16 protein-coding genes are annotated in these 16,667 nt (G+C 63.1%); 8 read left to right on the forward strand and 8 right to left on the reverse strand.

What is annotated here, in order from left to right:
* Window positions 1–5 precede the first annotated feature (5 nt).
* Both NMB41_RS03120 and NMB41_RS03125 read right to left on the reverse strand, forming a co-directional pair.
* Window positions 6–593: a GNAT family N-acetyltransferase gene (locus NMB41_RS03120; protein ID WP_494381027.1), complete on the reverse strand. Its 588-nt coding sequence runs from the start codon at window positions 591–593 to the stop codon at window positions 6–8.
* On the reverse strand, window positions 590–1,444 hold the full coding sequence (locus tag NMB41_RS03125; RefSeq protein WP_494381028.1) for an AAA family ATPase: 855 nt from the start codon (window positions 1,442–1,444) through the stop codon (window positions 590–592). The genes NMB41_RS03120 and NMB41_RS03125 overlap by 4 nt, the downstream gene beginning before the upstream one ends.
* Before the next feature lie 333 nt (window positions 1,445–1,777).
* Here NMB41_RS03125 and NMB41_RS03130 point away from each other — a divergent pair, with 333 nt between their 5' ends.
* Together NMB41_RS03130 and NMB41_RS03135 are read left to right on the forward strand one after the other, a co-directional pair.
* Window positions 1,778–2,125 (forward strand): c-type cytochrome, encoded by a 348-nt coding sequence (locus tag NMB41_RS03130; protein WP_494381029.1) that lies wholly within the window; start codon window positions 1,778–1,780, stop codon window positions 2,123–2,125.
* A 6-nt stretch (window positions 2,126–2,131) separates the two neighbouring features.
* Window positions 2,132–2,473: a c-type cytochrome gene (locus NMB41_RS03135; protein ID WP_494381030.1), complete on the forward strand. Its 342-nt coding sequence runs from the start codon at window positions 2,132–2,134 to the stop codon at window positions 2,471–2,473.
* Between the two features lie 131 nt (window positions 2,474–2,604).
* Here NMB41_RS03135 and NMB41_RS03140 read toward each other — a convergent pair whose 3' ends face one another.
* The 4 genes from NMB41_RS03140 to NMB41_RS03155 form a co-directional block, all read right to left on the reverse strand.
* Window positions 2,605–3,978: an IS1182 family transposase gene (locus NMB41_RS03140; RefSeq protein ID WP_494381031.1), complete on the reverse strand. Its 1,374-nt coding sequence runs from the start codon at window positions 3,976–3,978 to the stop codon at window positions 2,605–2,607.
* 169 nt (window positions 3,979–4,147) lie between these two features.
* The gene (locus NMB41_RS03145) at window positions 4,148–4,576 is read right to left on the reverse strand and encodes a DUF1841 family protein (RefSeq protein WP_494381032.1); all 429 of its coding nucleotides are present in this window, start codon (window positions 4,574–4,576) and stop codon (window positions 4,148–4,150) included.
* A gap of 68 nt (window positions 4,577–4,644) precedes the next feature.
* Window positions 4,645–6,159 carry a retroviral-like aspartic protease family protein gene (locus NMB41_RS03150; RefSeq protein ID WP_494381033.1) on the reverse strand — a complete coding sequence of 505 codons (1,515 nt, stop codon included), beginning with the start codon at window positions 6,157–6,159 and terminating at the stop codon, window positions 4,645–4,647.
* Window positions 6,160–6,277: 118 nt separating this feature from the next.
* Window positions 6,278–6,904, reverse strand: a complete 627-nt coding sequence (locus NMB41_RS03155; protein ID WP_494381034.1) for an RNA pyrophosphohydrolase — start codon at window positions 6,902–6,904, stop codon at window positions 6,278–6,280.
* A gap of 203 nt (window positions 6,905–7,107) precedes the next feature.
* Here NMB41_RS03155 and NMB41_RS03160 point away from each other — a divergent pair, with 203 nt between their 5' ends.
* From NMB41_RS03160 to NMB41_RS03175, 4 genes are all read left to right on the forward strand, one after another.
* On the forward strand, window positions 7,108–8,838 hold the full coding sequence (locus tag NMB41_RS03160) for a proline--tRNA ligase (protein WP_494381035.1): 1,731 nt from the start codon (window positions 7,108–7,110) through the stop codon (window positions 8,836–8,838).
* Window positions 8,838–9,485, forward strand: coding sequence for a lytic transglycosylase domain-containing protein (locus NMB41_RS03165; RefSeq protein ID WP_494381036.1), 648 nt, complete (start codon window positions 8,838–8,840; stop codon window positions 9,483–9,485). The genes NMB41_RS03160 and NMB41_RS03165 overlap by 1 nt, the downstream gene beginning before the upstream one ends.
* A gap of 92 nt (window positions 9,486–9,577) precedes the next feature.
* On the forward strand, window positions 9,578–11,008 hold the full coding sequence (locus NMB41_RS03170; protein ID WP_494381037.1) for an alkaline phosphatase: 1,431 nt from the start codon (window positions 9,578–9,580) through the stop codon (window positions 11,006–11,008).
* A gap of 23 nt (window positions 11,009–11,031) precedes the next feature.
* A complete protein-coding gene (locus NMB41_RS03175; protein WP_494381038.1) occupies window positions 11,032–12,432 on the forward strand; it encodes an alkaline phosphatase in 1,401 nt (466 codons plus the stop codon).
* A 144-nt stretch (window positions 12,433–12,576) separates the two neighbouring features.
* Here NMB41_RS03175 and NMB41_RS03180 read toward each other — a convergent pair whose 3' ends face one another.
* Together NMB41_RS03180 and ffh are read right to left on the reverse strand one after the other, a co-directional pair.
* The gene (locus tag NMB41_RS03180) at window positions 12,577–12,978 is read right to left on the reverse strand and encodes an SWIB/MDM2 domain-containing protein (RefSeq protein WP_494381039.1); all 402 of its coding nucleotides are present in this window, start codon (window positions 12,976–12,978) and stop codon (window positions 12,577–12,579) included.
* Between the two features lie 249 nt (window positions 12,979–13,227).
* The gene (gene ffh / locus NMB41_RS03185; RefSeq protein WP_494381040.1) at window positions 13,228–14,598 is read right to left on the reverse strand and encodes a signal recognition particle protein; all 1,371 of its coding nucleotides are present in this window, start codon (window positions 14,596–14,598) and stop codon (window positions 13,228–13,230) included.
* 222 nt (window positions 14,599–14,820) lie between these two features.
* Here ffh and NMB41_RS03190 point away from each other — a divergent pair, with 222 nt between their 5' ends.
* Both NMB41_RS03190 and NMB41_RS03195 read left to right on the forward strand, forming a co-directional pair.
* Window positions 14,821–15,792, forward strand: a complete 972-nt coding sequence (locus NMB41_RS03190; protein ID WP_494381041.1) for an ABC transporter substrate-binding protein — start codon at window positions 14,821–14,823, stop codon at window positions 15,790–15,792.
* A 30-nt stretch (window positions 15,793–15,822) separates the two neighbouring features.
* Window positions 15,823–16,662, forward strand: a complete 840-nt coding sequence (locus tag NMB41_RS03195) for an ABC transporter permease (RefSeq protein WP_494381042.1) — start codon at window positions 15,823–15,825, stop codon at window positions 16,660–16,662.
* The last annotated feature ends 5 nt before the right edge of the window (window positions 16,663–16,667 follow it).

Raw genomic sequence — 16,667 nt, forward strand, 5'->3', positions numbered from 1 at the left:
GTGTCTTAGAGTGCGTGGCGCGTCAGTTGATAGTGCAAATGCGTTTTGATTTCATGCCATTCGCCGCGCACGATGCTGTACATGACGGTATCGCGCACGGTGCCGTCGCGGCGCGCGCCATGGTGGCGGATCACGCCATCCTTCTTCGCGCCCAGTCGTTCGATCGCCGCCTGTGACGCGTAGTTGAAGTTATCGGTGCGAAAACCGACGACGGCGCAGCCGAGCGTATCGAAAGCGTGCGACAGCAGGAGCAGTTTACAGCTGGTGTTCACGTGGCTGCGCTGGACGCGTTTGGCGTACCAGGTGTAGCCGATCTCGACCCGGTCGACGGCCGGCAAAATATCGTGGTAGCTGGTCGTGCCCAGCACGTCGCCGGTCGATACGTCGACCACGGCGAAGGGCACACGGTCCGGCGTTTCCAGCGCCGTGTGCACATAGGCCTGGGTACGGTGCGGTTCGGGCACCGAGGTCACGCGCAGGTTCCACAGCGCGCCGTCGAGCGCGGCCGCGCGCAAGCCCTCGACGTGGGCGAGGCTCAAGGGCTCCAGGCGCACGCCGTTGAATTCGAGCGCGATCGGCTCGACCTGGATCATCGGTTCATCCTCGACATCGACAGCAGGCGCTCGAACAGGTGCACGTCCTGTTCATTCTTGAGCAGGGCGCCGTGTAGCGGCGGCACCACGGCCTTGTTGTCCTTGCTGTGCAGGGCCTCGGCCGGAATGTCTTCCGCCATCAGGAGTTTCAGCCAGTCGAGGAATTCGGAGGTCGACGGTTTCTTCTTGATGCCGGGGATGTCGCGCACCGAATAGAAACTCTCGAGCGCGGCGGCGAGCAGCTCTTGCTTGAGGCGCGGGTAGTGCACCTGGACAATGTCGGCCATCGTCCCGCGGTCCGGGAATTTGATGTAGTGGAAGAAGCAGCGGCGCAGGAAAGCGTCCGGCAGCTCTTTTTCATTGTTCGAGGTGATGATCACCAGCGGGCGGTGTTTGGCGACGACCATTTCGCGCGTCTCGTAGACGTAGAACTCCATGCGGTCGAGTTCGCGCAATAAATCGTTCGGGAATTCGATGTCGGCCTTGTCGATCTCGTCGATCAGAAGCACCACCGGTTCCGGCGCCGTAAACGCCTGCCACAGGACGCCCTTGACGATGTAGTTGTGGATGTCGCGCACGCGCTCGTCGCCCAGCTGCGAATCGCGCAGGCGCGAGACGGCGTCGTATTCGTACAGGCCTTGCTGGGCCTTGGTGGTGGATTTGACGTGCCACTGCATCAGCGGCATGTTCAGTGCGGCGGCCACTTCCTCGGCCAGCATGGTCTTGCCGGTGCCGGGCTCGCCCTTGATCAGGAGCGGACGCTGCAGCGTGAGGGCGGCATTCACGGCCAGCTTCAGGTCGTCGGTGGCGACATAGCTTTCGGTGCCTTCGAAACGGGGATGGGCTTGCATATGCGTCAATGGTGAAGAGGGAAATAACGAGTATATGCCAGAATTTACCGCCAGGCTGAGGAGGCGCACGACCTTGGTAGACTGCAATCTTTTGTTGGGCTAGAATCAACAAGTTAATTGAACCTATACCAGTAGGGAGGGGGAAGTTGATGGCGATGCATGGCAAGCGGGAGCAAGGCGCGAGGAGGCCGCGTGGCGAGCCACGCAACGACGAGCAACGCCGCGCCCGCTTGTCAGGCGCGCCAGCAACGACTCATCCCTGCTGGGATAGGTTCTTAGTTTCAGGCTTTTGTACGGTAGCGGCATTCGATTAAAAATTTTACGATTCCCACCATGAAAAAACTTTTGGCAGTACTTGTGCTGGCAGGCTGTGCCGCGGTTGTTACGTCACCTGCGTTGGCAGCCGACGTCGTCGGCAATCCGAAGGCAGCGCAAAGCAAGATCGAAATGTGCATCGGTTGCCACGGCATTCCCGGCTATAAAGCCAGCTTCCCCGAGGTCTACCAGGTCCCGATGATCGGCGGCCAGTCGGCCAAGTACATCGAATCGGCACTGCACGCCTACAAGAAGGGCGACCGCAAGCATCCGTCGATGCGCGGCATCGCCACCAGCCTGTCGGACCAGGACATCGCCGACGTCGCCGCCTATTATTCGCAGCAGAACGCCCAGAGCCGGAAGTAAGCCGCCATGAAAAAACTGATCATTGCGCTGGCCCTCGGCGCCGTTTCCTTCGCTTCCAGCGCCGCCGACATCAAGCGCGGCGAAGAGCTGACCAAGAAATACAACTGCGCCTCCTGCCATGGCGCCGACTATAACAAGCCGATCGACCCGAGCTATCCGAAGCTCGCCGGCCAGCACGCCGACTACCTGACGCACGCGCTGGCGGCCTATAAACGCGGCGGCGACAAGGCCAATGGCCGCAGCAATCCGATCATGGCCGGTTTTGCGAAACCGCTGTCGAACCAGGACATGGCCGACATCGGCGCGTACCTGTCGAGCCTGCCGTCGCAGCTGGTGGTGCGCAAATAAGCACCGTCAGAAGTTCTTGATACAAAAAAGCGGCCTAGCAGGCTGTGTAGATAGTCTGCAGAGTGCAAGCAGTGAAAAACAATGCCCCGCATCTTGCGGGGCATTGTTTTTTTGGGGAGACGTAAAAGCCCTCAGGCCCTGATGGCAGCCAGGGTCCAACCAGCGCCCTTCCAGTTGGTCACGCGTTTCAGGTTATATGCAAGCACCGCCAGGCTCAGTTCGCCTTTAGCGCCGCTCAGACCTCGCATCAACAGGCGCGCGTTGCGCAGGATTTCGTGTTTGATGGTGCCAAATGGGTGTTCGACGGTTCGGCGGCGCAGCTTCATCATTTCCGGTTGCTGTGCGACACGGCGTGCATTGGCCTCGACGGCATCAGCATTGAGTAACCGCGATACAAAGCGCTGCTTGGCGCCAGTGCACTGCGGCTTGAGGATACAGACCCTGCAGCGTTCGGCCGGGGCTGCGTACACCACGGTTTTCTCCTTGCGCAAGACCTGTCTGCGCTGCAAGAGTTCGTTGGCTGGGCATACATAGCAGTCGCGCTCGCGGTCGTAACTGAAGGTCTCGAGGCGGTAGTATTGTCCTTTGCCCCGGGGATTGCCGCTCTCGAGCGTAGCGACGAATGCCTTTTGGCCAGCCTGGTCCAGCAATTGCAAGTGGTCTGCGTTAGCGTAGCCGGCATCGGCCACCACTGCGGGAACAGCGTCCAGCACCTGTGTTGTTGCCTGCGCCATCGGAGCGAGTTGCTTGATGTCGGATGTGTCGTTGCACACTTCGTGATGCACGATCAGATGGCTGTGGGCGTCAACCGCCGTTTGAAGGTTGTAGCCGGGAGCCCCGTGCAACGATTTCATGGCCCGTGCCTGCGGTTCACCCTGCACCGACAGCGTCGACTCGCTGCCGTCCATCCGGTCGATCTCGCCGTGGATTTCCGTTTGTCGCTGCTGCAGTCGCGTCAAGGCAGCCTGCACAGCCTTGCGGTCCGTTGTCTCACCGAGCTCGTCCTGGTCTGTATTGTCCAGCCGCGACAGGTAGCCGGCGATCTCCTCGGCAATGGCCTGCTGCGTGCGTTGCAAATCGACCTTGCGGGCCAGGGCTTTCTTCGATGCTACTGCACGAATCTTGCTGCCATCGATCGCAACCAACTCTCCCTGGATGAGTCGTGCCTGGCGTGCGAACTGGACGAAAGAGGCCGACACGGCGACCAGGCCGGCACTGTTCTCGCGCCGGAATTCTGCGATAGTCTTGTGATCCGGGGCCAGTCGGCCAAGAAGCCACATCACTTCGACGTTGCGATGGCACTCTCGTTCCAGAGCACGGGACGAGCGCACACCATTGAGGTAACCGCATACGTACAGCTTGAGCAGATCAGCCGGATCATAGGGTGGACGGCCCATGCGCTGTGCCTGGGTCTTCGAAAAGCCCAGCGCCGTCAGATTCAGGCGCCCGACCCAGGCGTCGATAACCCGTACCAGCGCATCGGGCCCTACCAGATCATCGAGCATGACGGGAAACAACGCCGCCTGTGTCCTGCTTTCGCCTCTTCGATGTGCCATCTGCCCCCCCCCGGAATGAACAAAGCCTCCCGAGTTTGACCTCGGGAGGCTTTGTTGGTTTACCTTCGACGCAGACTATTTACACAGCCTGCTAGGCCGCTTTTTTTGTATCATTTATTTAACGCGTCGCGCGCCGCCGCACGCATTCGATATATGCCTCGGTGTCCGGTTGGGTGCTGGTGCGCTGCGACTTCCAGATCATCTCGCCCAGGCACTCCATGATTTCATGGTCGGCATCGTGCTTGCCGATACGCGACACCAGCAGATCGTGCGCCGCCTTGATGCCGCGCGGCTGGTCGATCGAGACCTGTTCGGCGATCGACAGATGCATCGACAGGTGTAAAAAAGGATTCGGCTGGCCGCCTTCGACCGAATAGTCGCGCGCGACGGCTTCGTCGGCGTCCATCAGGGCCTCATGGTATTCGGGGTGCTGGACGATCCAGTCGGCGGCGATGGCGTCCATCGGCGTGAGGACTTCGCCGGCGCGCTGCTTGCGCCAGGCTTCGCAGAAAAAACGGCGCACGTCGTGCGAGGACGGTGTGAACATGGCAGGGGAAAGGGACGAAAGAGGAGGGCGTCATTGTAACGCGCGCGCGGCGAGCCTGCCCGCCGTCTTCAGCCCGGACCATCCCCGCTGTCCTCCGGGCGGCCAGGGGCACACTGGGCCCGGCCCTGTGCCCGCATTGCCTGCATCTGCGCCTGCTCGCCGCGCGCCGCATGCCAGTCGGCGATGGCAGCGATGGCAAAGCAGGTGGCGGGCCGGGGCCCGCGTTGCTCGCGTGCGGCATGTTTCAGCACGTCCTCGGCGCTGGCTTGCCCGAGATAAAGCTGCGCGACCGGATGCGGCCAAGCGCCGTCGTCCTGCGCAAAGGCCGCCGCCAGTTCGGTCCTGGCCAGCTCGGCCTGCCCGCTGTGCAGGCGCGCGAGGTGCAGCCACAGGGCGGCCTCGCGGTTGCCGGGCAGCTTGTCCAGGCCGGCGCGCAGGCGCTGTACCGCCTCGGCCATGTCGCCGCGCTGCATCGCAATGCGGCCGCTGCGGATGTTCGCGTGCGGGCTGCCATTGGCGGCGGCCTTTTCGAGCCAGACCCGGGCCTGGGCTTCGCTGCGCGGCACGCGCCTGCCAGCCAGATAGGCATTGGCCAGCGCGAACTGGGCGTCGGCATTGCCCGCTTCGGCCTCGGCCAGCATCCAGGCTTCGAGCTTGCGGCGCTGGCCGAAGGGATCGCCGCCGATATACGAGAGGTAGATCTTGTTCTGGCTCATCGCGAACAGGACGCGGTGGGCGCGCAGGAAGTCCGCGCCCAGGATGAGCTCGACCGGCAGGTTATGGTCGACCACGCTTACCTGGGCGTGTTCCACCGATTCGGCGCCGATCTCGATTTTGCCGAGGGTAGCGTCCCAGTGCGCCACGCGCTGGCTGCCCACGCCGGACACATCGCCAAGGCGGCGCGCGCCTTCGAGGTTGATGCCGAGGCGTTTCGCCGTTTGCAGGCTGATCGAGGTGTTGTCCGCGCCGCTGTCGATCATGGCGTCGACGTCGACGCCGTTGATGCGCACCGCGAAGTGCGGATTGCTGCGGGCGGTCTTGCCTGGCGTAAAAGGAATCACGATGGCAGCCGGATCCCAGTAGCCGAGGAATTTGTCGTCGCATCCGGTCGGACGGAAAAAATTCAGTTCCTTGGCCGCGAGCGATATTTCGAGGTCGGCCTGCAGCAGGAAGGGCGCGCCGGCGATACCGTCGAAGGAGGGCGTGCGGCCGAAGTTGTCGAGCACCTTCATATAGCTCTTGCCGGTGCTGGCCGGCCCCAGCGCAAACTGCTCGACCCTGGCCCGGTAGATCCAGGACTTGCCGCCGACGCCGTGCGCCTCGGTATTCGTGTTGCGCAGTTGCAGGCCGAAGCGTGCCGCGCCGTTGTCGGTCAGGAGCATCTCGTCGGCGCCGGTGTCGACCAGCAAGGTGGCGGGCTTGCCGTTGATGCTGCCGCCGGTCGTGATCTGCAGGCTGGGCCCGGTATAGGCAAGCGGCAGGCGGGCGACGCGGTCGTAGCGGCAACTGGGGTTGCCGGCGGCAGCCGAGGACAGGGCCATGCCCAGCAGGAGGGCGGCGAGCAAGAGAGAGGGAGGGCGCATCCCTCTTATTTTAGAGAATCTTTTCCTTTTTGCAACAAAAGTCATTCGCTGCGGAAAAGAAAAAGGCAGGCACAGCGCTCGCGCACCGTACCTGCCTTCGACGCCTCGCGGCGACGCTTTACTTGTCCGGCGCCAGCATCAACTGCGGCTCGGCGCCTGCCAGGCTTGCCTGGACGGCAGGCTTGGCAACGCCCGACGCAGCTGCGCTGGTAGTACGCGGCTGGCGCAGGTAACGCGCGCTGTGGCGGCGCTCGCCATGGCCGCCGTTGGGCGGCATGGTGAGAAAACGCGACAGCTCCTGCAATGCCCGCTGGTACACATCCCGCTTGAACTCGATGACCACGTCCAGCGGCACCCAGTAATCGTGCCAGCGCCAGGCGTCGAACTCCGGATGGTCGGTCAGGCGCAGGTTCACGTCGTTGTCGCGCGCAACCATGCGCAACAAGAACCAGATCTGCTTCTGGCCGCGGTAATGGCCGCGGATTTCGCGCTTGATGAAATGGTCGGGCACCTCATAGCGCAGCCAGTCGCGGGTACGTCCCACGATCTTGACATGCTCCTGGCGCAAACCGATTTCTTCCTCGAGCTCGCGGTACATCGCCTGTTCCGGCGTCTCGCCGTATTTGATACCCCCTTGCGGAAACTGCCACGAGTGCTCGCGCACCCGTTTGCCCCACCACACCTCGTTATTGGCGTTAAGCAGGATGATGCCGACGTTGGGGCGAAACCCTTCCCGATCGAGCATAAAGCACCTCGAAACTTTCTGCCGGCTTCTGGGTCCTTACATTTTTACCTACAAATCCACACGTCAGCTTCCCTCGTGCACAACGAAAACGGCGGACGCTGCGTGTTCAAGACCCATTTGTACAAAGATTGGACGCATCAGCCAGCTAATCCTTTAAAATTAGGTCGATTATAACTCTCTCTTTTTAAAAAGAATTCATCGATATGCGCGCCTCACGATTTTTTATTTCTACGCTTAAAGAAGCGCCGTCCGACGCCGAGATCGTCAGCCACCAGCTCATGATGCGTGCCGGGATGATCAAGCGCCTGGGCTCCGGTATTTACACCTACATGCCGGTCGGCCTGCGCGTGATCCGTAAAGTCGAGGCCATCATCCGCGAAGAAATGAACAAGTCGGGCGCCCTCGAACTCCTGATGCCGGTCGTGCAGCCGGCCGAACTGTGGCAGGAAACCGGCCGCTGGGACAAGATGGGTGCGGAACTGATGCGCGTCAAGGACCGCCATGGCCGCGAATTCGCCATCCAGCCGACGTCCGAGGAAGTGGTCACCGACGTCGTGCGGGGCGAAATCAAGTCCTACCGCCAGTTGCCGCTGAATTTTTATCACATCCAGACCAAGTTCCGCGACGAGCGCCGTCCACGCTTCGGCCTGATGCGCGGCCGCGAATTCACGATGAAAGATGCGTATTCGTTCGACAGAGATGTGGAAGGCATGCAGAAGTCGTACCAGATCATGTTCGATGCCTACGTGCGCATCTTCAACCGCTTCGGCCTGAAATTCCGCGCGGTGGCAGCCGATAACGGCGCCATCGGCGGCACCGGCTCGCACGAATTCCACGTCATCGCCTCCACCGGCGAAGATGCGCTGGTCTACTGCCCGGATTCGGACTTTGCCGCCAACATGGAAGCGGCCGAGGCGCTGGCCATCGGCGAGCGCAGCGCGCCGACCCAGGAACTGAAAAAAGTGCCGACGCCTGGTAAAACCAAGTGCGAAAGCGTGGCCGAATTGCTGGGCCTGCCACTGTCGCAGACGGTGAAGACCATTGCGCTGACGGTCGAGAAGGAAGACGAGGGCAAAATCACGAAGCAGTACTTCATGCTGCTGCTGCGCGGCGACCATGAACTCAACGAAGTCAAGGTCGGCAAGGTCGAAGGCCTGGCCAACCACCGCTTCTCGACGGAAGCGGAAATCCAGGAAGTCTACGGCACCGTGCCGGGCTACCTCGGCCCTGTGTCGCCGAAGCAGCCAGTCACCATCGTTGCCGACCGCACGGTCGCCAACATGGCCGATTTCGTCTGCGGCGCGAACGAAGCTGACTATCACTTGACCGGTGTGAACTGGGGCCGCGACCTGCCGGAACCCATCGTTGCCGACCTGCGCAACGTGGTCGAGGGCGACGCTTCCCCGGACGGCAAGGGTGTACTGGCGATCGAACGCGGCATCGAAGTGGGCCACGTGTTCCAGCTCGGTACCGCCTATTCGAAAGCCATGGGCGCCACCTTCCTCGACGAAAACGGCAAGCCGGCGCCGCTGCAGATGGGCTGCTACGGTATCGGCGTGACCCGCATCCTGGGCGCGGCGATCGAACAGAATTTCGACGACAAGGGCATCGTCTGGCCGGACGCGCTGGCGCCTTTCCAGATCGTGCTGTGCCCGATGGGCATGGACCGCAGCGAGGTGGTCAAGGAGCAGGTTGAAAAGCTCTACGCCGAGCTCGAAGCGGCGGGCGTAGACGTGATCGTCGACGACCGCGGCCTGCGTCCGGGCGCGATGTTCGCCGACTGGGAACTGATCGGCGTGCCGCACCGCGTTGTCATCGGCGAGCGTGGCCTGAAGGAAGGCAATCTCGAATACCAGGGCCGCCGCGAGAGCGAAGCGACTGCCGTGCCGGTGGGCGACATCGTCGGCTTCATCAAAGGCAAGCTGGGCCAGTGATGCCGGCGGGCTTATACGGCCGGGGCAGGTCCCGGCTGGGCTGCCTCGTGTTCGCAGCGCTCCTCGCTGCGGGCGGGAGCGCGCACGCCGGCAACCAGAAGGAAGAAGCGCTGGCCGATTCCGTGCGCCTGGCGCTGTCGAACGCGATTGCCGACCACCGTCCTCCCAAGCCGGCCTTCCGCGACGAGGCGGCGCGCGTGCGCTACCAGCAGTGGTTCACCGAGATGTCGGCGCGCCTGAAAAAGCGCCTGCCGGACGACCAGTCGCGCACCGAGTTCCTGGAGTCGGCCTGGTACGAGGCGACCCGCGCCGGGCTCGATCCGGGCCTGGTGCTGGGCCTGATCCAGGTCGAGTCGGCCTACCGCAAATACGCCGTCTCGATCGCCGGCGCGCGCGGCTACATGCAGGTGATGCCCTTCTGGACCAAGGTCATCGGCGACAACGACCGCCGTAAACTCTTCCACATGCAGACCAACCTGCGCTACGGCTGCGCGATCCTGCGCATGTATATCGACATGGAACGGGGCGACCTCTACCTGGCGCTGGGGCGCTACAACGGCAGCCGCGGCAAGCCGCAGTATCCGAATGCAGTGCTGGCGGCGTGGAAGAAGTGGGAGTTTCATCCGGTGGCGGTGGCGCAAAGGTAGGGCAGCCGCCCTACAAGCCTGCAACATATCAACATCGCCACACCCGTCGTTTGAGGTGTAGACTTCCCCCTTTCCCCGCTACACATTCCACTATGCGAATCAAGACTCTCGCCGCCGCGTGCACGCTGGCGGCGCTTGCCGGTTGCGCCTCGACCGGCCCGGCTGCACCAGGCCCGCGTTCCACCACTCCGGGACTCGCGAAAAACGTCATCTTCTTCCTCGGCGACGGCATGGGCATCAACACGCTCACCGCCGCGCGCATCTACGCCGTTGGCGAAGAGGGCAACCTGGCGATCGACACGCTGACCGAATCGGCGTTCGTGAAAACCTTCTCGAACGACGCCCAGGTGACCGACAGCGCCGCCTCGATGTCGGCCTACATGACCGGCGTAAAACAGAACAACGGCGTGATCTCGATGTCGACCGAGACCCGCTCGATCTCGCCGGCCACGGAAGGCAAGCGCACCGTCAGCCGCTGCGAGAACGGGCGCGCGGTGCCGACCCTGGCCGAGCTGGCGAAAGCGCGCGGCATGGCCGCCGGCGTCGTCACCACCACCAGCGTCACCGACGCCACGCCGGCCGCGACCTATGCCCACGCCTGCCACCGCAAGCTGGAACAGGACATCGCCGCTGCCCTGGTGCCCGGCGGCGCCGGCTATAACGCGGCCCTGGGTGCAAGCGGCCTCGATCTCGTCTTTGGCGGCGGCGCCCAGCAGTTCACGGCCCTCGACGCCGGCGGCAAGCGTGCCGACGGCCGCAACCTGCTCGGCGAATTGCAAGGTAAAGGCTGGCGCGTGGCGTCGAATACCGCGCAGCTGCAGGCCCTCGCACCAAACGCCCAGCCTGTGATTGGCCTGTTCGCGCAGAACCACTTCAGCTATGAAGCGGCGCGCGACCCCGTCAAGCAGCCGGCGCTTGCCGAGATGACGGCCAAAGCGATCGATATCCTGGCCAACAACCCGAACGGTTTCTTCCTGATGGTCGAGGGCGGCCTGATCGACCATGGGCTGCATGCGACGCTGGCCAAGCGCGCCTTGCAGGAGACGGTCATCTACAACGCCGCCATCCAGACCGCGCTCGACAAGATGAACAAGCTCGACCCGGGCCTGAAGAACACCCTGATCGTCGCCACCGCCGACCACGACCACACCCTGCTGATCAACGGCTACTCGCCGCGCACCGGCAAGACCACGCCGACCAATGCCGGCGTACTGGGCCTGGTGCGCGGCCTGCCGGACGGGAAGATCCGCCTCGACAAGGACGGCGCGCCGTTCACGATCCTGGGCTTCGGTACGGGCGAGCACCGCATCCAGGGCAGCCGCAAGGACGTCAAACTCACCGACGAGATCACCGCCGGCGACGATTACCACCAGGAAGCGGTGGTGCGCACGCGTGCCGGGGCCGAGACCCATGGCGGCGCCGACGTCTACCTGGGCGCGGCCGGCGCCAACGCCGAGCTGTTTCGCGGGACGATCGACAACACCCGCGTTTTCGAACTGATCAAGACTGCGGCGGGCCTGTGAGCCGCGCCGCCAGAAAGCATCCGATGACCAGAACACCTTTGACCGCGCTGCTGCTGGCAGCGTGCTGCAGCTTGAGCGCGCAGGCGCAAACCGCCTCCACCATGCGCCTGGCCCCGAAACCCCAGGCGAAGAACATCATCTTCTTCCTCGGCGACGGCATGGGCCCGACCACGATCACCGCCGCGCGCATCTATAAGGCCGGCGAAGACGGCCTGCTGAACTTCGAGCGCCTCGACCGCACGGCGCGCATCAAGACCTATTCGGCGGACGCGCAGGTAACCGACAGCGCACCGTCGATGGGCGCCTACATGACCGGCGTGAAGATCAACAACGACGTCATTTCGCTGAAAGACGCCAAGCCGGTGGCCCCCGCCAAGGACGGCAACGGCAACCCGACGCTCGACCGCTGCGGCGCCAGCAACGGCACCGCGCCGATGACGATCCTGGAACTGGCGAAGGGCGCCGGCAAATCGGTCGGCGCCATCACCACCACGGAACTGACGCACGCCACGCCGGCGTCGACCTTCTCGCACGTATGCGACCGCGACATGGGTTACACGATCGCGCAGCAAATCGTGCCGGGCGGAGCGGGTTACAACACGCGCCTGAAGGATGGCGTCGACGTCCTGATGGGAGGAGGGCGCATCCACTTCACGCCCTTTGACGCCAAGGCCAACCCGAAGGGCCGCGGCGACGGGCGCAACCTGGTGCTTGAGCTGGAAAAGCAGGGCTATTTCATCGCCGGCACGCGCGCCGACATGGCCTCGAGCCGCCCGGGCCAGAAATTCCTCGGCCTGTACGGCGACAGCCATCTCGACTACGCGTCGAAGCGCCGCGCCACGCAGCCGACCCTGGCCGAGATGACGGCCAAGTCGATCGAGCTGCTGTCGACCAATCCAAAAGGCTTCTTCCTGATGGTCGAAGGCGGCAAGATCGACCACGCACTGCACGACACGAATGCGCGCAACGCGATGATCGAGACGGTGGACTTCGACGAGGCGATCCAGACGGCGCTGGACCGGATGCGCGCCATCGACCCGGGCCTGGACAACACCCTGATCGTCGTCACCGCCGACCACGACCACACGATGGTCCTGAACGGCTACCCGAAGCGTGGCAGCCCGGTGCTCGACATTGTGCGCGGCTACCGCGACGGCGAGCCGACCCGCGACGCCGACGGCAAGACGTTTACGACCCTCGTCTTCGGCAATGGTCCGAACCGGCCTGACCTGCGTCTTGATGTCGACAGCGCCAAGGCGCAAGCCGAGGACTACCACCAGGAGACGGGCGTGAAGTGGTCGAGCGAATCGCACGGCGGCGGCGACGTCAAGCTGTACGCCGCAGGGGCGGGTTCCGCGCCATTCCGCGGGACGATGGAGAACACGCATGTGTTCACGCTGATGAAGGCGGCAGCGGGGCTCTGACGAGCCTGCACCGCGATTGCGTGTGCAAAGATACCCGTAGGGTGGGCGGCATAGCCGCCCACCCTACGGGTATATATATAAAACAAAAAAGCCCCGATCTCGCAATCGGGGCTTTTTAACTTGCGGCCAGACGGCCAGGCATTCTTATTTCAGATGATTCGAAATGAGTTTGGTCATTTCGAACATCGAGACCTGGGCCTTGCCACCGAAGACGGCTTTGAGCTTGTCGTCGGCGTTGATCATCTGGCGGTTGTCTGCAGCTTGCAGGTCCGCTGCCTTGATGTATTCCCAGACTTTCTTCGTCACTTCGGTGCGTGGCAGCGGCTTGTTGCCGACCACTGCAGCCAGTTCTGCCGACGGAGTCAGTTCTTTCATGAACGCGGCGTTTGGCTTGCGTGCTGCTGCAGGCTTCTTTGCTGCGGCGGCTTTCGGTGCTGCTGCCTTTGCAGGAGCTGCTGCTTTCTTCGCTGCAGGCTTGGCCGCGGCGGCCGGCTTGGCGGCTGCTTTCTTTGCAGGCGCTGCTGGGGATTTCTTGGCTGTTGCCATCTTCGAGCCTCCTAATATGAGAAATTGCGCAATACATCGCACGGCTTATATTGGTGGCGTTTTACTGTTCCTGCAAGTCTTTTTCACCATTTTTTCACTCTGATAAGCTCAAAAAACAGGGTTTATACGCAACTCGTCCTCATAGAGTGAAAAACCACCTGAATTCGCATGTAAAAACGCCGCGCCGGCGATAGACCGGGCGCGGCGTTTTATCAGGACAAAAGGGTCCGGAAACGCTAAATCAGGCGCTTAGCGCATCCCGCCCGGCATCATGCCCTTCATGCCGCGCATCATTTTCATGAGGCCGCCGCCCTTCAATTTCTTCATCATCGTCTGCATCTGGTCGTACTGCGTCAGCATGCGATTGACTTCCTGCACCTGCACGCCGGCGCCGGTGGCGATGCGGCGCTTGCGGTTGGCCTTGATCAGTTCCGGTTTCGCGCGCTCCAGCGGCGTCATCGAATCGATGATGCCGCACATGCGCCGCACCTGCTTCTCGGCCTGGTCCATGTTGGCGCCGGCCGCGGCTTGCTGGAATTGCGCCGGCAGTTTGTCGAGCAGGCCCGACATGCCGCCCATTTTCTTCATTTGCGTCAGTTGCGACTTGAAATCGTTCATGTCAAAGCGGCCGCCCGCCTTGATCTTGTTGGCCATGTCGGTGGCCGCTTTTTCGTCGACGCCTTTGCGGGCTTCTTCAACCAGGGCCATGATGTCGCCCATGCCCAGCACGCGGCTGGCCATCCGGGTCGGATCGAAGGCTTCCAGGCCATCGAGCTTTTCCGACACGCCGGCGAACTTGATCGGCTTGCCCGTCACGTGGCGCACGGAGAGGGCCGCACCGCCGCGCGAGTCGCCATCGAGCTTGGTCAGCACGATGCCGGTCAGCGGCAGCGCGTCGTTGAAGGCTTTCGCCGTGTTGATCGCATCCTGGCCCAGCATGGCATCGACCACGAACAGGGTTTCGATCGGCTTCACCGCGGCGTGGACGGCGGCGATCTCCTGCATCATCGCTTCGTCGATACCGAGACGGCCGGCGGTGTCGATGATCAGGACGTCGTGGTAGTGCTTCTTGGCCCAGTCCAGCGCGGCCAGGGCGATGTCGACCGGCTTGTCGGTGGACGTCGACGGGAAGAAGTCGGCGCCGACCTGCTTGGTCACCGATTCGAGCTGGGCGATGGCGGCCGGACGGTAGACGTCGGCCGAGACGGTCAGCACCTTTTTCTTCTTCTGTTCCTTCAGGTACTTGGCGAGCTTACCGACGGTGGTGGTTTTACCGACACCCTGCAAACCGGCCATCAGGATGATCGCCGGCGGCTGCTGCGCGAACGAGAGCTGCGCGGCTTCGGGGCCGAGGTCGGCGCCCATCAGGGCGGCCAGCTCGCGCTGCACCACGCCGACCAGGGCCTGGCCCGGGCTGAGCGAGCCGATGACCTCTTCGCCCAGCGCTTTTTCCTTGACCTTGGCGATGAATTCGCGCACCGCCGGCAGGGCGACGTCGGCCTCGAGCAGGGCCATGCGCACTTCACGCAGCATCTCGGAGGTGTTCGCTTCGGTCAGACGGGCCTCGCCGCGCATCGTCTTGACGACCTTGGCAAGGCGTTGGGTAAGGTTATCTAGCATGTTCTACCTGACTATCTATATAGAGGGACGGCATTCGGAATCCGCCATTTTACCCTGCGCCCAGCCCGCCCGCCGGCCAAGCGCTGCGCATTCCACGAATTTTTGAAGGGCTCGACCTTGTTCCGCATCAAAAGCCGAGCTCGCTTTATCTGACACATTCAGGATTTGCGAAGAGTCCTTTCCTTTTGACATCGCTTTTCGGCGCACCTAATGGAGACATGCATGACGAACACATTCGGCAAAACCCTGCTGGCCCTGGCCTTCCTCGGCGCCACCGGCGCCCAGGCCCAGGAAGTGGTCAGGCTCGGGAACATCAAGCTGGCGCATTTCGGCGCCATCTCGTACATCAAGGAGATTGCGCCGAAGTGCGGCATCAAGGTCGAGGAAAAGGTGTTCGCGAAAGGGCTGGACGTGATGCAGGCGATCATCGCCGGCGAACTCGATGTCGGCGCCACCGCCTCGGAAGCGGCCATTTCGGGACGCGCCGGCGGCGCCCCGATCCTGGTGGTGGCCGGTTTCGCCACCGGCGGCGCGCGCCTGGTGGCGCAGCCGGGCCAGAACATCACCAGCGTCGCCCACCTGAAGGGCAAGCGGGTCGGCGTCACGCGCGGCGCGATCCAGGAAGTGCTGCTCATGGCCGAACTCCAGAAGCACAAGCTCAGCTCCAGCGCCGACCCGGGCAAGGACGTGCAGCTGGTCTTCCTGTCTTACGCCGACCTGAACGCGGCCCTGATCGGCAAGCAGATCGACGCCATGATGCAGTCCGAGCCGCAAGCCTCGCAGGCGATCAACAAGGCCTTCGGGGTCGAGGTGCTGAAACCCTACGACACCCCGATCGGCTCGCCCGTGCGCACCATGGTCATGACCGAGCAGTTCTATGGCGCGCGCAAACCGCTGGCGGAAAAATTCATGCGCTGCTTCGTCCAGGCCACCAAGGCCTTCATCGACGACAAGGCGCTGGCCTCGAAATACGTGCGCGAGACGATTTTCAAGGGCCAGATCAGCGTCGACGATTTCGAGGACGCGATCGGGAATGCCCCGTATTCCTACGACATCACGGCCGAGCACATCCAGGTCACGACCGACACCATGGCCAAAACCGGGGTCGGGCGCATGCGCCAGCCGCCGGTGGCGCGCGACTGGGTCCGCACCGACCTGCTGGCGGCGGCCAAGAAGAGTTTGAACGTCAACTGAGGCCTGAACGTCAATCAAGCGGGAGCGGATATGGAAAAGCGCAATTGGCGTGAACTCGGCGTCGGCATGGTGGTGCCGCTGCTGGCGATCGCACTCTGGCAATGGGTGGCAAGCGCCGGCCTGGTCAACCCCCAGGTGCTGCCGGCGCCCTTCGACGTCGGGCGCAAGTGGGTGGAATACCTGCTGCCGCTGCAGCCTTTTGAAGAACATGCCGGCGCCAGCTGGTGGTCCTGGGCGCGCGTTTCATGGTTATTTTCGGGCGAGCTGGTGGTCGATACCCTCACCAGCCTGTACCGGGTGGTGGTCGGCTTTGCCATCGGCGGCGGCCTCGCGCTCCCCCTGGGCCTGGCGATGGGCGCGATTCCCGCCGTCTATGCCTGGATGAATCCACTGGTGCAGCTGCTGCGCCCGATCCCGCCGATCGCCTACATCCCGCTGGCCATCCTGTGGTTCGGCCTGGGCAATCCGCCGGCCGTGTTCCTGATCGCGCTGGGCGCCTTCTTCCCGGTCCTGATGAACACGATCGCCGGGGTGCGCCAGGTCGACGGCATCTATATACGCGCCGCGCGCAGCCTCGGCGCCGGGCGCGGCACGATGTTCCTGCGGGTGATCCTGCCGGCCGCCGTGCCCTACATCCTGTCGGGCGTACGGATCGGCATCGGCACCGCCTTCATCGTCGTCATCGTCTCCGAAATGATCGCGGTGAACAACGGCCTCGGTTTCCGCATCCTGGAGGCGCGCGAGTATTTTTGGTCCGACAAAATCATCGCCGGCATGATCACCATCGGCATGCTGGGCCTGGCGATCGACATCGGCATGAACCGCCTGAACAACTACCTGCTGCGCTGGCACAGGGGCCTGGAGCATTGACTGGA

It is taken from the genome of Massilia sp. FBCC-B171, assembly GCF_059134155.1.

Coding starts and splice junctions, on each gene's coding strand:
- NMB41_RS03160 (WP_494381035.1), top strand. CDS start 7,108: ATGCGCGCCTCACGATTTTTTATTTCTACGCTTAAAGAAGCGCCGTCC.
- NMB41_RS03130 (WP_494381029.1), top strand. CDS start 1,778: ATGAAAAAACTTTTGGCAGTACTTGTGCTGGCAGGCTGTGCCGCGGTT.
- NMB41_RS03155 (WP_494381034.1), bottom strand. CDS start 6,904: ATGCTCGATCGGGAAGGGTTTCGCCCCAACGTCGGCATCATCCTGCTT.
- NMB41_RS03195 (WP_494381042.1), top strand. CDS start 15,823: ATGGAAAAGCGCAATTGGCGTGAACTCGGCGTCGGCATGGTGGTGCCG.
- ffh (WP_494381040.1), bottom strand. CDS start 14,598: ATGCTAGATAACCTTACCCAACGCCTTGCCAAGGTCGTCAAGACGATG.
- NMB41_RS03135 (WP_494381030.1), top strand. CDS start 2,132: ATGAAAAAACTGATCATTGCGCTGGCCCTCGGCGCCGTTTCCTTCGCT.
- NMB41_RS03150 (WP_494381033.1), bottom strand. CDS start 6,159: ATGCGCCCTCCCTCTCTCTTGCTCGCCGCCCTCCTGCTGGGCATGGCC.
- NMB41_RS03180 (WP_494381039.1), bottom strand. CDS start 12,978: ATGGCAACAGCCAAGAAATCCCCAGCAGCGCCTGCAAAGAAAGCAGCC.
- NMB41_RS03145 (WP_494381032.1), bottom strand. CDS start 4,576: ATGTTCACACCGTCCTCGCACGACGTGCGCCGTTTTTTCTGCGAAGCC.
- NMB41_RS03165 (WP_494381036.1), top strand. CDS start 8,838: ATGCCGGCGGGCTTATACGGCCGGGGCAGGTCCCGGCTGGGCTGCCTC.
- NMB41_RS03170 (WP_494381037.1), top strand. CDS start 9,578: ATGCGAATCAAGACTCTCGCCGCCGCGTGCACGCTGGCGGCGCTTGCC.
- NMB41_RS03140 (WP_494381031.1), bottom strand. CDS start 3,978: ATGCTCGATGATCTGGTAGGGCCCGATGCGCTGGTACGGGTTATCGAC.
- NMB41_RS03190 (WP_494381041.1), top strand. CDS start 14,821: ATGACGAACACATTCGGCAAAACCCTGCTGGCCCTGGCCTTCCTCGGC.
- NMB41_RS03120 (WP_494381027.1), bottom strand. CDS start 593: ATGATCCAGGTCGAGCCGATCGCGCTCGAATTCAACGGCGTGCGCCTG.
- NMB41_RS03125 (WP_494381028.1), bottom strand. CDS start 1,444: ATGCAAGCCCATCCCCGTTTCGAAGGCACCGAAAGCTATGTCGCCACC.
- NMB41_RS03175 (WP_494381038.1), top strand. CDS start 11,032: ATGACCAGAACACCTTTGACCGCGCTGCTGCTGGCAGCGTGCTGCAGC.